Here is a 14105-nt window from a genome sequence, read left to right as displayed (position 1 = left end):
GAGGTTGTATGTCTAATCGTAAACATCTGACGCCTTCTGAAGTGGAGAGACTGCTTGAGGTCACGCTGCATGGAAAGAATCCAGAACGCGATTATTGTTTGATTTATATGTGTTTTATTCATGGGTGCCGCGCCAGTGAAATAGGGGGATGGCGTTTGTCGGATATCGATCTGGAAGGCGGTAATATCTATGTGCATCGGTTGAAAAATGGTTTTTCCACCGTGCATCCGCTTTATCTGCGCGAAAGACAATGTTTGCGGCGCTGGTTGGATAAACGTCAGCGGCACCGCTGGGCCGATCAGGAGTGGCTGTTTCTTTCCAATCGCGGCGGCCGCCTGTCGCGTCAACGTATTTACGGGTTGATTCGCCATTACAGCAAGGTGGCTAAATTGGAGGTCAATGCGCACCCGCACATGCTGCGGCATGGCTGCGGATTTGCATTGGCGGATCGCGGTGTCGACACCCGTTTAATTCAGGATTACCTCGGGCACCGAAATATCCAGAATACGGTGATTTATACCGCCAGCAATGCGCAGCGCTTCAAGGAAATTTGGTAAGTGTGATTTAAGTTAATAACGTTAAGGAGTCACTTTGAACTAAACTGAAACATACTGTAAGGACGCGTAAAAACAATGTCAATATTCCCATGCCTTCTTTCCAGGATAAAGATAAATATCATTTAAAAACAATGCATTGTGTTTTTTGTGCATGCCGTGTCATCCCTGGCAATCTAAGTAAAATCCTACTCAAAACCCCACAAGTTTAAATCACTGCGTTATCACCTCGGTTTTTTAGTCTGATTTATCAGTTATTCATCAATTGGTTGGTTTTAAATTCCGACAAATGTCTGTTTATTGGTTTAAAAATCCAAAGGAGTCACTTTAGTTCAAAATGAATCGTTTGGGTGAATAAGCCAGAATCCATCAATCAACTTGGCTTAAGACGTTTCCCATTCATGGAACTAAATAAAAGGAATGACATTAAGGATATGTCGGAAATAAACCCATGCACATTTTGCATAATTTTAAGGAAAGTAGGATGAAAAAGAATCTGTTGGCTGTAGCTATATTGACCGCGTCCGCATTTACCACTTCTGCATTTGCCGCCGACGGCGCGCTGAATATTACTGGCACCATCACCGATCAGTCTTGCACCGTCGATGCGGATTCCAAAAACAAGCAGGTCGCTCTGGGCAAGATCGCCAAAGATGCGTTCACCCTGTCCAAAACCGCCGGCGCCAAGGCGTTCAATCTGGTGCTGAAAAATTGCCCGGCCACCGTCACCGGCGCCACCGTGCGTTTTGACGGCACTCAGGTGCAGGGGCAGTCCGGGCTGCTGCAACTGACCGGCGCCGGCACCGCCGGGGTCGCGGGCGGCATTGGCGTGCAACTGCTGGACGACGGCAGCAACGTGTTAAATATCGGCAACGATTCCCGCGTCTATACCCTGGCCGAGAACAAAGACAACGTTCTGGGCTTTGTTGCGCGCTATTTCGCTTATGACAACGTTTCCGTCGGTAGCGCCAACGCTACGGCCAACTTCACCATCGTTTATCAGTAAGGCCATGCCGTTACGGCGGCAGAGCAGTTAGAAAAATGAGCCAGAGAGCGTGTTCTCTGGCTCTTATTCATCGGTGATGGAAACGGGAAGAAAGAGAATGAAAGCGGGATACTTTGTGCTGACGGCGGCGTTGCTGATGACGCTTTGGACTCCGGTACGGGCCGGTGTAGTAGTGGGGGGAACGCGCCTGATCTACGACGGCGGCAAAAAAGAGTCTGCTCTGAATATCAGTAATCCGGATGCGATGCCTTATCTGATCCAATCCTGGGTCGATGCGCAAGAAGGCGATAGCGCGAAAGCGCCTTTTATCATTACACCGCCGCTATTTCGTTTGGATGGCGGCCAAAATAACCTGCTGCGCGTGGTACGTGCGGGCGGCAATTTACCGACGGACAGAGAGTCGCTGTATTGGCTGAATGTGAAGGCGATCCCCTCGGTGGAAAAGAAAGAAAATACCCTGCAAATCGCCATCAAGACCCGTATCAAGTTGATTTATCGCCCGCAGGGGCTCACCGGCAATCTGGAGGAGGCGGCCGGTAAAGTGACGTGGCGGCGCAGTGGCGATCGTCTGCAGGTGACCAACCCTTCACCCTACTACCTCACCTTTTTCAATTTGAAGCTGAATGGCCGCGCCATTACCGGCAACACCATGGTAGCGCCGCAGGCAAGCGCCAGTTTCCCGTTGCCGACGGCGAATGGCGCAGGAGGCGGTCTGAGCTGGCAAATCATCAATGACTATGGCGGCACCGGCCAGACCTTCACCAGCACATTATAACCGGGCTGCGGTACGTGTTTTTTGCTCCGGAATAACGCTGGAGCAGGTGTTCGGCTTACCTGGCTTTTCGTCGGGCCGAGCCAATCGGGACAGGGAGTTAAAAGGATGAATAACCCGAATTGCATTGGTTTACCAGGGGCGCGATCGGTTCTTGCCGGCCTGATATCTTGCCAGGTGGCGCTGCTGAGCCCGATCGGCACGGCTTATGCACGCGATTATTTCAACCCGGCGTTGCTGGAAATCGATAATCCGGCGCTGCGCGGCGCCGATCTCTCCGTATTTGAGGAGAACAGCAGCCAGGCGCCCGGGAACTATCGGGTCGATCTTTACCTGAACGGCGAACAGATAGACAGCCTCGACGTCGAGTTCCGGCTTATGCCAGGGGCCGGCGGTAAACAAACGCTGCAACCTTGTTTCAGCACTGAAAAATTGGCTGAATTGGGCGTGAGGGTTGCCATGTTTCCGGCGATGGTGCCTGGGGAGAGTTGCGTCAATTTGGCGCAGGCCATTCCACAAGCCTCTTCGACATTCCTGTTTAATCAGTTGAGGCTGAATTTGAGCATCCCGCAGGCGGCGCTGCGCTTGAATGCGCGCGACTACGTTTCCCCGGATAAATGGGATTCCGGCATACCGGCGCTGTTGGTCAATTACAATTTCAGCGGCGCCAATAGCCAGATGCGCGCCAGCGAACGGCAAAACAACAATAACTATTACCTCAATCTGCGCTCGGGCATCAACTGGGGCGCCTGGCGCCTGCGTAACTATTCGATCTGGAATCATTACTCCGGTGGTTCTTCTTCCTGGCGCTCAATCAATACCTACCTGCAGCGCGATATCGTTGCGTTGCAAAGCCGCCTGACCCTGGGTGACAGCACAACATCCAGCGATGTGTTCGATAGCGTGCGGTTCCGCGGCGGGCAGTTGGCCTCTGAGGACGATATCCTGCCGGACAGCATGAAAGGGTACTCGCCGGTAGTGCGCGGGATCGCACGCACGAATGCGCAAATCATAATCCGGCAAAACGGCTACGTGATTTATCAAAGCTATGTGCCGCCGGGGGCGTTTGAAATTTCCGATCTGTATCCCACGGGTGGCAGCGGCGACCTGAATGTAAACGTGCGTGAGGCAGACGGCCAGGAGCAGCATTTTGTGGTGCCGTACGCCGTGGTGCCGGTATTGCAGCGCGAAGGGCGGTTTAAATACAGCCTGACCAGCGGGAAATACCGGTCATACAGCGGCGGCGTTGATGAACGCCCGTTCAGCCAGGCAACCGGGATCTACGGTTTGCCTTGGGGGGCCACGTTGTATGGCGGCGTGCAGGCGGCCAGTAAATATCAGTCTTTGGCGCTGGGATGGGGGCAGAACATGGGGGCGGTAGGCGCGCTGTCTGCCGATGTCACCCAAGCCTGGACCAAGCAGGAAACCCGGCCGAAGGAACAGGGGCAATCATGGCGTCTGCGTTACGGTAAAAACTTCATTGAAACCGGCACCAACTTTAGTTTGGCCAGTTACCGCTACTCTACGCGCGGCTTTTATAGCCTGCAGGAGGCGCTGGAGAGCTATGGCGGCAACAGCGCCGTCTATAGCGATCACAAGAAGAGCCGCGCCGAGCTGACGATGAGCCAAAGCCTGTGGGAGCGGGGAGGAACGCTGTCGCTCAGCCTGTTTAACGAAGACTACTGGGATAACAATCGCCGTTCGCAGTCTGTCAGCCTCAGCTACAACAACAGCTGGGAAGCGGTCAGTTACGGGCTGAATTACACGTTCAACCAGAACGGTTATGACAGTAACGGCAATCGCAGCAGTATTCGTGACCATATCGTGGCTTTCAACGTCAGCGTACCGCTCAGCAAATGGCTACCGGGCAGCTACGCCACCTACAGTATGAACGCCAGTCGCAATGGTGCCACCAGCAACAACCTTGGGTTGAGCGGTACGGCGTTGCCGGGAAACAATCTGAACTACAGCATCAGCCAGGGCTATACCGGCAGGGATGTGGGGGCGAACGGCAATATTCAGGCGGATTATAAAGGCTCTCTCGCCGAGTTGAACCTGGGGTACGGCTACGATCGCCATCGCCGGCAGGTGAACTACGGCGTGCAGGGCGGCGTTCTGGTGCACCAAAACGGCATCACGCTTTCCCAACCGCTGGGCGATACGGTGGCGTTGGTGCAAGCGCCTGGTGCTTCAGGGGTGAATGTCCTGAACCAGACCGGAGTCAGCACCGACTGGCGCGGCTATGCGGTTGTGCCTTACCTGACGCCTTACCGGCGCAACATCGTCGGATTGGACGGTGAATCTTTCGCAGAGGACGTCGACATGACTCTGAGTAGCCAAACGGTGATCCCAACTCGCGGCGCCGTGGTGCGCGCCCGCTTTAATCCGGACGTCGGTGCCCGTGTGTTGCTGACCTTGCTGACGCGCAGCGGCGCTCCGGTGCCGTTCGGCGCCACCGTCAGCACTCTCAACAGCCCCTCTGACAATGCAGCCATCGTCGGTGATGGCGGCCAGGTTTATCTGGCTGGCCTGGCGGATAGCGGGAGGTTGCGGGTTAAGTGGGGCAATGACGCGGCTCAGCAATGTCAGGCCAACTATCAATTGGCTAATCAGCCCGAGAGCGGTGGGATTCGCCTCGTTAACGGGCAGTGTTTATAAGGTGCATATGATGGCGACAGGAATATCGATTCAACGAGGGATCATCGTCGGTGGGCTATTGGCGTGCGCAACGTTGGGCGCACCACAGGTGCAGGCGGCTTTCGGGCAGTGTGTTCCTATTTCGGGGACCCATGGGTTTTCATTCCTTTTTTCCCCGGTTTTAACCGACCCGTCGCAAAACGTGGTGGGGCGGATTATTAAGAATGCTGACGGCGGCAACTGGAATTTGCCCGGTTCTTATCGGGTGAAGTGCGAATGTCAGACGCGTACGGCGTCTTATGTCACCGCCAAAATGCTGCTGAGCGAGCCGGTATTCAGCAGCGGGGGATTAACGTATTACGCGTTGAATGAATACCTGGGCGTGGCCAGCGAAGTTTTCGTTGCGGGGTATCGCAACGCGTTTATTGCCGCACCGTTCACCAATGAGTCTAACTTTAAGACCGATATGGATGGTGATGACGAATCCTGTGCCAGCACGCCCTACAACAGCGGTGCTCGCGGGCGAATTCACCTGTATTTCCGCCGCCCTTTCGTTGGCGTGACCACAATCCCCAGCACCCGCCTGGTAGACACCTACGTCTCCGTGGTGAGCGGGGTGAAAAGCGATGTGCCGGTCTCCACTATCTCCATGAGCGGCACCGTCACCGTGCCGCAGAGCTGTGAAATCAGTCCGCAAACGGTCACGATCGATTTTGGCGATATCTTGACGTCGAATATTCAAACCAAGGGGGCGATGGCGTCTGGCGTCACGCCAGAAGAGAGAACGCTGACGCTGGCTTGCCGCAATATTTCCGCCGGCGTCAAGGTCAGCCTGTCATTTCGCGGTGAGGCGGACGGCAGCATGCCCGAGGCTCTGAAGACCAGCAATCGCGACATTGGCGTGATGATTAAGGATATGCAGGGCAATGTTATTCGGCCTCAGAGCGGGCGCTTGCCGATCGATAACTTCCAATATCCCAACCAGAGTGGCAGCTCACGGATCAGCGTATATCCGATCAATACCACCGGCCAACCTCCTGCCGTGGGGCAGTTCAATGCAACGGCGACCATTCAGGCAGAAATTCAATAACGGATTTTTCAACGGTAGCACGCCGGGGGCCCGGCGTTAAACGAGAAGGAGCAGATTATGGGGAAGGTTTTTAGCGGTATTGGCTGTAAATTGGCGCTGGCGGGCCTGTTTCTCCTGGCGATGCCATCGGCGCATGCCGTATCAAAAATAGTGATTACCGGCAACATCAAAGCGGCACCCTGTGAAATCGACGGCGCGAACGGCACGGTTTCGGTCAATCTGGGGGACGATATTTCTGCCGCTGTACTGGCGACCTCCGGTGCCTTTAGCCCGTGGGTGGAGTTCCCTTTGACGCTAAAAAACTGCCCAAGCACCACCACGTCGGTCGTCGCGACCTTCAGCGGAACGGCTGCGGATGAAGGTGCCAGCTTGTACAAAAGCACCGGCAGTTCTCGTCGAGTGCAAATTGAATTGCAAAATAGCCAGGGGGCAAACCTGGGCAATGGCAAGAGTATGGCCCAGTTAGTTAATCGGGCGACGAATGAAGCCAAATTCAATTTGCGGGCGCGGGCATTCAGCGTCAATGGCGGTTCAACGCCCGGTTCGATAGAAGGGGCTCTGCAGGTCACTTTCGTCTATCAGTAGACAAAGGGCTGCCCTAGATGGAAGGTCAACGACAGATTTAAGGTGATGATATGAATATTAATTATCCCTATGGAACAACCTTGGCGGCCGGCAATGCGGCGACGGGGGCCGTGGCTATCATGGAACCTTGCCCCCTCACGGCGTTGGGGATGAGAAACCGATTGATTGAGTCCTGCGGTCTACAGCCCGACAACGTTCGACAGGTGACGAACCTGGTGGCGCTGAGAGCCTTATTCACTCAGCACACGCATCGTTTACTGGTGATGGATTTGTGCGGCAAATCAGAATTGGTATTGGACGGCTTCAGGCTGATTGCCGATGTGCGTGAAAGCTCGCCGGACACCGCGATAATTATTTGTACGGCATTGGATGAACCCAGGCTGCTGCGGCAACTGATCGCATCCGGCATCCGCGGCCTGATGTTGAAGCAAGAGCCGGCCATTGCGTTGACTCATTGCGTCCAACAGGTCTTGGCGGGCTGCAGCAGTTTCAGCCATCGGGTGCGTCAGCGTCAATTGCATGAGGCGACAGCCGACAAGCCTTTGACGGCGAAGGAACTGGATGTGCTGACCCAGTTGTTTTCCGGTAAAAGCGTGACCAGCGTGGCGTTAACGATGTGCCGTGATATTCGCACCGTCAGCACGCATAAACGCAATGCGATGTTGAAGTTGGGATTTCACAGCGATGGGGAATTGTATCTTCAGGGGAAATGGATGGCTGCGCAAGGTTCGTCTTTTGTTCGCTAGGCAAGCGTGCGATGCCTCTGGGGTAAGCAAGCATAGGAGCAGATTATGCATTCATGGCGTCAGCAGCCGCTGAACATAGCATTAATGGACAGATGCCCATTAACGCTGGAGGGGTTGGCGAGTTTTTTAAAAACGCTGCCAACCCAGGCAAAAGTCGTCGTAAAGGAAACCAGCGTCCGCGCGGTGGCGGATAGCGTGGTCTATCAGCAGGCTGACGTGCTGATTAGCGAGATGGATGGTGAAGATGAAACGGTCGCTCAGGGCAGGGAAACGTTGCTTGCCTTGTGCACGCAGTTGCCCGAATTGCGGGTGATCGTCTATACCCGCTGCCAGAATGCAGAAGAGGTGGGGCGTCTGTTGAACCAGCCCAATATCAGCATCGTAGCCAGAGATGACGCTTTACCGCTGGTGGCGGAGTTTTTTAATCGCGTGCTGCTTGGGGAACGCGTTTTGAGCCCGCAGATAGGCGCTTTTCTGGCGCCTTCCGTTAGCGGAGAGGAGGCGGCAACGCGAAAGTTGACCCGCTGTGAGAGCGACGTCTTGGCCTTTTTGTTCAACGGAATGAGCCTGCGGCAAATCGCCGAGTTGCAACGGCGCAGCATCAAGACGATCAGCGCGCATAAATGCAGCGCCATGCGTAAGCTGCAGGTGAAGAATGACAGCGAACTGTTTTCTCTGCACGGCAATATTACGCGGCAATTGGGGGGGAAATGGTCAAAGGGCACCTAACCTTTAATGAAACGGTATGGGCTATGATTTATCGGCAGGCTTGCCGTTAAAAGCTTACCCAGTGTGGCCTATCCTTGGCGCTGATGCATGAAAAGCAGCTCGGCGTTAAAATATCGCTGAGTAAGCCGTTGATGACGTGCCGGGCTGCCTCTCCCATCTGAATATTGCATTGCACTCGATGTGTTGTTTAACGGAGGACGGGGCTGCGTAATTATTTTCGTCGTGAGGTTAAATGTTGATCGTGCGGAATCGCTCAACGTTGGTCGCGGTGTAAATCACCGTATTCTGGATATTTTTGTGCCCTAAATAATCCTGAATCAAACGCGTATCGATCCCTTTATCCGCAAGGGCGTAACCGCAGGAATGTCGCAACATGTGAGGATGGACCTGAACGCTAATGCCGGCCATCTCGCCATACATTCTCATCAACCGATAGAGCTGCTGACGTGATATCTGCCCGCCGTGGCGCGACAGGAATAGCCATGGCGCTTCAGCGTCAGGATAGTTCGCCCGTTGGGCCAGCCAGTTTAACAGCGCCTGCCGTTCTCGCGGTTGAATGGGGTGCTGAACGGAAAACCCGTTTTTCAACCGGGATATATGGATCCTATTGGAGGTAAGGTCAATATCCTGAAGGCGCAATGCACGCAGTTCGCTAACCCGCAAGCCGTGAATAAAGCACATTAATAGTAAACAACGATCTCGAATGCTATTTTTTCCTTCATGCACAGCGGCTATCAGTTGCTCAATTTCAACCTGACTAAGAAACTTCCTTTTTTTCATTTTCCTTTCCTGCGTCTTAGATGTTGGCGATTTCTATTATGACGCTTTATTAAAGCATTGGAACATAATAGGCGGCAAAGAAAATAAATAATTTCATTTGTGAATGCATGGGTTTTTATTGTTTTATTTTTTAAGTGAATGGCTTTTTGATTAATATATGTTTATTTAATTTATTTCGGGAAGCTATTTAATCAGCGAATATTGAGCGTCCTGTAAGAGCCGTATGGAAATTTTGCCACCGTCAGATGACCACGGGGATACCGCCTCTCTCAGAACGGTGCTTGATAAACTGTGTTGAGAATTCGTCTTGATCTCATTCTCACGCCGCTTACAATGCCTGCCAGATCGCGACTTCAGAGGTTTTTTCATGGAACTGCTACGGGTGGTTTATCACCAGTATCGTTGGCCATTTCTGGCTGTCATGGCGTTGACCATGGCCAGCGCCGGCTTAGGTATCGGTATCATTGCTTTTATCAATCAATACCTGATGGACGTCGGCGGTGATGCCTTGGCCGTGCTGCCGGTGTTTCTCGCCCTGTTGGCATTGTTGATAGCGGTCACCTTAGGTTCGCAATTGGCGCTGACGACATTGGGCCATTACTTCGTCTATCGCCTGCGTGGGCAGTTAGTGAAGCGCATTTTGGATACTGATATTGAACGCCTCGAACAATTGGGCAGCGCCTCATTGTTGGCCAGCCTGTCCAGTGATATCCGCAATATCACCGTTGCCTTCGTGCGCCTGCCTGAACTGGTACAAGGGGTGATTTTAACCCTGGGGGCAGCGGCCTATCTGGGGTGGCTATCGCCGAAAATGCTGGCGGTCACGGCAGTCTGGGTGGCTGTGACCGTCGTGGGCAGCGGCTGCCTGGTATCACGGGTTTATCGTCATATGGCCAGTTTGCGTGAGTCGGAAGAACGTCTCTATCATCGTTATGAGTCGGTGATTGACGGCCGCAAGGAACTGACGCTGAACCGCAAGCGGGCGCAGGCGCTGTACGAACAGGCCTATGAGCCCGATGCGCAAGCTTATCGCCACCACATCATTCGCGCCGATACCTTCCATTTGAGCGCGCTCAACTGGTCAAACATCATGATGTTGGGCGCGATTGGGCTGGTGTTCTTTATGGCCAACAGTCTGGGATGGGCGGACTCGGCGGTGGCCGCCACCTATTCACTGACGCTGCTGTTTTTGCGCACGCCATTACTGCAAGCGGTCGGAGCATTTCCGACGCTGGTCAGCGCCGAAGTGGCCTTTAACAAGCTGAAGACGCTGCGCCTGGCCGAGTATCAACCGGCGTTTCCTGCCGCCGTTGGTCGCTCCTGGCAGACGCTGGAGCTGCGCGACGTGGTTTTTCACTATGCAGATACCGAACAGCAGCCCGGTTTTGCCGTCGGGCCGCTCAATCTGACGCTGCGGCGTGGTGAGCTGGTCTTTCTGATCGGCGGCAACGGCAGCGGCAAGTCAACGCTGGCGATGTTGTTGACCGGGTTGTACCGGCCGGTGAGCGGCCATATCGTTCTGGATGGCGTCGCACAGAGCGCAGCGGATATGCCGGACTACCGGCGGCTGTTTTCGGCGATTTTCACCGATTTTCATCAGTTCGATCGCTTGCAAGGGCCGGAAGGCGGTGAACCCGATGCGGATCTGGTCGCCATCTGGCTCGAGCGGTTGAATATGAAAAGCAAACTGCAGTTTGACGGCACCAGGGTGACCAATCCGCAACTGTCGCAGGGGCAACGCAAACGTCTGGCTTTGCTGCTGGCGGTGGCGGAACAGCGCGATATCTTGCTGTTGGATGAATGGGCCGCGGATCAGGATCCGCAATTTCGGCGCACTTTCTATCGTGAACTATTGCCGGAGCTGCGCGCGATGGGCAAAACGGTGTTTGCCATCAGCCATGACGATCACTATTTCAAACACGCCGATCGGTTGCTTGAGATGCGCTCAGGCCATTTACGTGAGCTGACCGGCAGCGAACGTGAACACGCCAGCCGGGATTCCGTCAGCAGAATCGGTTAACTCACGCCGGCCCGAGCGAGACCAAAACGGGCCGGTGCTTCTCTCCGCATGATCCCAGCACATCGCTTCATTTTCTCCCCCGTCTCCAGCGCTGCCTGTTGCCGATTTGGCTTACGGCCAGTCAAATAATTGATAGTTGAATTATTTACCAGTGGTTTAATTTCGACCTTCCAAGGTATGGCACACTGCACCTTCGTTCGCCTATCAATACAAGTTATCGCCTGCCGATAACAGTGATATCCACGGTGTCGTTCTTACTGAGGCGGTGATGCAGGCCTATGGCTGGCAGCTGTTTTTTAAATTTCCATAGGAAAAAGCTACTTTATCGATCGTTAAAATAGATCAATAATCACTGTTTGAATGGTTTAATCTATTGGTTGAGGGCGCTGTGGTGAGCAAGGATGGATCAGATATCAAACGTAGAGCATGGCTGTGTGTATTTATCGGTAGCGGGCTGTTCTGGCTGTTAACCGCCGCCGTGATTTACTGGTTACTGAGTTAGCAGGTTAAGCAGGAAGGCGATTCGTGAACAAGAAGCAGGCTAAAAACCGTGAGGGCGCTGAGCGTCGCGCACAGTCCAAAATTCCGCCGTCATGGGTGCTGAGCGATGAGCAGCGCGCCTTTATTGAAGACTTATGGCAGGATACCGACTCTGAGCCGCCGCGGCCCCCATCGCGCAGCCGCGTTAGCTGATCACGCGGCGGCGGCCGGCCAGCGCGCCGAACAGCATTTGCAAGACGGTCAGGCACAGCAGGGCGATCAACGGCAAACGCCAACCTGCCGTCAGATCGTGCAGCAGGCCGAATAGGGTAGGCCCCAGCGCCGCCAACAGATAACCGACGGATTGTGCCATACCCGACAGCAGCGTCGCCTGATGATGATGCTGGCTGCGCAATCCAAAGAACGACAGCGCCAGCACCAGCGAACTCCCCGCCCCCAATCCGGCAAACGTCAGCCACACCAGTGAACTGGCGGGTTGCACCAACAATCCCCCGACGCCGATAAAGATCAGCAGCGAGCTGCCCAGCGCTATCGCCCGTTGATCGTGTGCGCGCGGCAAAATCACCACCATGACAAAGTTGGCGACGATGGCCACCACCTGGTAAACGAACAGCTCGAAACCTGCCTGCTGAGCTGAGGTGCCGTAGCTGGCGGCAAAGGCGCTGAACCAGCCGATGATGGTGTAGAAGGCGATCGATTGCAGCCCCATGAACATCGCCACTTGCCAACCCAGCGCGCTGCCCCAGGGAGAGCGATAGCGCTGTGGCTCCGTCGGCTGCGGCGCTTTGGCGGCGGGAGTGGCTGAGCGTCGCAGCTGCGGCAGCCACACCAGCAGCGCCAGCAACGCGGGCAACCCCCAGCACAGTAAGGAGAAGCGCCAGCCGAGGTCGGCCAGGGCAGCCAGCGGCACCGCCAGGCCGGAGGCGATGGCGGCAACCAGCGACATCACCGCCGCATAGGCGGCGATCATCGCGGCGGCGCGATGCGGGAAATCTCTTTTCACCAGCGTCGGCAGCACTACGTTGGCGAAGGCGATGGCGGCGCCGATCAGGATGCTGCCCGGCCATAGCATGGCGTCTTGCGGCAGGGAACGCAGCGCGATGCCGCAGACCAGCAGCGCGAGGGCGAGACCCAGGGTGCGCTCGATGCCGATGCGTTTCGCCAGCGCCGGAGTCAATGGCGAGAGGATGGCGAACAGGATCAGCGGCAGCGAGTTGATCAGGCCGGCGGCGGTGGCGGACAACGCCAGCTGCTGCTGGATCTGTTCCAGCAGCGGGCCGACGCTGGTCAGGGCGGCGCGCAGGTTGGCCGCGATCAGCATAATGCCGACGATCAGCAGAACGGGGCGGTGTAATCGGCGACGCGGGGTCGCGGTGGACGCTGGGGGTGAAGCGGGTTGCGGCATGGGTTCCTCGCACCAGGGCATGCAGTCAATCAGTGCTGCATGGCATGATGCGTTGATTGACGTTAACGCTTACGTACCGACAAATCGACGGTATCCGATCGCAAGTGTAGGGAAGATGGCGCGCGCTGACAAGGGGATGGCCCGGCGGGATGGCGGCGGTTAACCCCCACCGGCCGCAGGATAATTGCCATTATGTGATCCTGGTCACTGAGTGAACTAAAAGTCAGGGCGCGGGGCGCGCCAGGCGCCGCTTTCGCTTTCCTCGCAGCCCGCACCTCGGCGCTCCGGGCTTCTCGCCCATCCTGGCATTTCACTTTTTCTCCCTTCCGCTTTTGGGCTTTTCGATCCGTTTCGATTCGAAAGGTTTTTTGACGGTTTTTTTGCTAAAACCGGGCTGTAAGCCCGATCACAATTTCATTGCTTTCGCTTTGCTGTAATGCCTGCGCAGTAGAGCGAAAGCCATCTTCTCCCCGGCGATGCCGGAAACCTGAGGACCGCAGCTCATGCCAGTGAATACCGCAAAGCGACGTGAACACATTATCGATCTGTTATGCGAGCACGGCAGCGTGCGCGTGGAGCAGCTCAGCAAACAGTTTGCGGTATCCACGGTGACGATCCGCAACGATCTGCGCTTTCTGGAACGAAAAGGGTGTGCGCTGCGCGCTTACGGCGGCGCGATGCTCAATCAGCAATTCGCTTTCGATCGGCCGCTGCGGGACAAGGGGCGGTTGAATCGCGACGTCAAAACGCTGATCGCCAACGCGGCGGCCAGCTATGTACGCGACGGCGATGCGCTGATCCTCGATTCCGGCTCCACCACCACGCAGATCGTGCCGTTCCTGAAGGGGCGGCGCGATCTGGTGGTGATGACCAATGCGCTGAACATTGCCTACGAGCTTTCGGGAAACGACGGGGTGGAGGTTATGGTGCTGGGGGGCAGCGTGCGCCGCAACTCTTACTCGCTCTACGGTCCGGCCGCCGAGCAGCAATTGCGTCAGTACCGCTTCGACAAGCTGTTTTTGGGCGTCGACGGGTTCGATCTGAGCGCCGGCATTACCACGCCTCACCCCGGTGAGGCGCACCTCAATCGCGTGATGTGCGAGGTGGCGCGCGAGATTATCGCGGTGGCGGATGCCAGCAAATTCGGTCGCAAGAGCTTTTGCATGATTCGCGAAGCCGGACAAATCCATCGGCTGATCACCGACAGCCGTCTTCCGGACGATTACGAGCGGGCGTTAACCGAGCTGGGCGTAGAGGTCATCATCGCCGATCGGTAGCAG

Annotated in this window: 13 protein-coding genes; 11 read left to right on the top strand and 2 right to left on the bottom strand. The window is 55.5% G+C overall.

Going from position 1 to position 14105, the window contains the following annotated elements; translation table 11 throughout:
* Positions 1–8: 8 nt before the first annotated feature.
* From ACSBQQ_RS22375 to ACSBQQ_RS22340, 8 genes are all read left to right on the top strand, one after another.
* Positions 9–557: a tyrosine-type DNA invertase gene (locus tag ACSBQQ_RS22375; RefSeq protein ID WP_033635795.1), complete on the top strand. Its 549-nt coding sequence runs from the start codon at positions 9–11 to the stop codon at positions 555–557.
* 481 nt (positions 558–1038) lie between these two features.
* Positions 1039–1560 (top strand): fimbrial protein, encoded by a 522-nt coding sequence (locus ACSBQQ_RS22370; protein ID WP_033635794.1) that lies wholly within the window; start codon positions 1039–1041, stop codon positions 1558–1560.
* 97 nt (positions 1561–1657) lie between these two features.
* On the top strand, positions 1658–2335 hold the full coding sequence (locus ACSBQQ_RS22365) for a fimbrial biogenesis chaperone (protein ID WP_033635793.1): 678 nt from the start codon (positions 1658–1660) through the stop codon (positions 2333–2335).
* A 105-nt stretch (positions 2336–2440) separates the two neighbouring features.
* Entirely contained in the window at positions 2441–4990 is a 2550-nt protein-coding gene (locus ACSBQQ_RS22360) for a fimbria/pilus outer membrane usher protein (protein WP_060429290.1), read from the top strand.
* Positions 4991–4997: 7 nt separating this feature from the next.
* A complete protein-coding gene (locus ACSBQQ_RS22355) occupies positions 4998–6059 on the top strand; it encodes a fimbrial protein (RefSeq protein WP_079656753.1) in 1062 nt (353 codons plus the stop codon).
* A 57-nt stretch (positions 6060–6116) separates the two neighbouring features.
* Positions 6117–6644, top strand: a complete 528-nt coding sequence (locus ACSBQQ_RS22350) for a fimbrial protein (protein WP_033649482.1) — start codon at positions 6117–6119, stop codon at positions 6642–6644.
* 50 nt (positions 6645–6694) lie between these two features.
* The gene (locus tag ACSBQQ_RS22345; RefSeq protein ID WP_033649483.1) at positions 6695–7390 is read left to right on the top strand and encodes a response regulator transcription factor; all 696 of its coding nucleotides are present in this window, start codon (positions 6695–6697) and stop codon (positions 7388–7390) included.
* 45 nt (positions 7391–7435) lie between these two features.
* Positions 7436–8119 (top strand): response regulator transcription factor, encoded by a 684-nt coding sequence (locus ACSBQQ_RS22340; RefSeq protein ID WP_004931798.1) that lies wholly within the window; start codon positions 7436–7438, stop codon positions 8117–8119.
* Positions 8120–8347: 228 nt separating this feature from the next.
* On the opposite strand, the gene ACSBQQ_RS22335 is transcribed toward ACSBQQ_RS22340, so the two are convergent.
* Positions 8348–8899 (bottom strand): tyrosine-type DNA invertase, encoded by a 552-nt coding sequence (locus tag ACSBQQ_RS22335; protein WP_049194775.1) that lies wholly within the window; start codon positions 8897–8899, stop codon positions 8348–8350.
* A 367-nt stretch (positions 8900–9266) separates the two neighbouring features.
* Between ACSBQQ_RS22335 and ACSBQQ_RS22330 the strand changes: the two genes are divergently transcribed.
* The gene (locus ACSBQQ_RS22330) at positions 9267–10919 is read left to right on the top strand and encodes a multidrug ABC transporter permease/ATP-binding protein (protein ID WP_060419397.1); all 1653 of its coding nucleotides are present in this window, start codon (positions 9267–9269) and stop codon (positions 10917–10919) included.
* 388 nt (positions 10920–11307) lie between these two features.
* Complete coding sequence (locus ACSBQQ_RS22325; RefSeq protein ID WP_049232362.1) at positions 11308–11421, top strand: YmiA family putative membrane protein; 114 nt, start codon at positions 11308–11310, stop codon at positions 11419–11421.
* A gap of 183 nt (positions 11422–11604) precedes the next feature.
* Here the strand turns inward: ACSBQQ_RS22325 and ACSBQQ_RS22320 are convergent, their stop codons facing one another.
* Entirely contained in the window at positions 11605–12825 is a 1221-nt protein-coding gene (locus ACSBQQ_RS22320; RefSeq protein WP_049194773.1) for a CynX/NimT family MFS transporter, read from the bottom strand.
* 503 nt (positions 12826–13328) lie between these two features.
* Between ACSBQQ_RS22320 and agaR the strand changes: the two genes are divergently transcribed.
* Complete coding sequence (agaR, locus tag ACSBQQ_RS22315) at positions 13329–14102, top strand: transcriptional repressor AgaR (protein WP_060388391.1); 774 nt, start codon at positions 13329–13331, stop codon at positions 14100–14102.
* The last annotated feature ends 3 nt before the right edge of the window (positions 14103–14105 follow it).

The organism is Serratia sp. G204Y (assembly GCF_051172435.1).
GTDB classification, from domain to species: Bacteria; Pseudomonadota; Gammaproteobacteria; order Enterobacterales; family Enterobacteriaceae; genus Serratia; species Serratia sarumanii.
The sequence above is the reverse complement of the archived record's forward strand: the minus strand, read 5'-3'. Positions and strand labels throughout refer to the sequence as shown.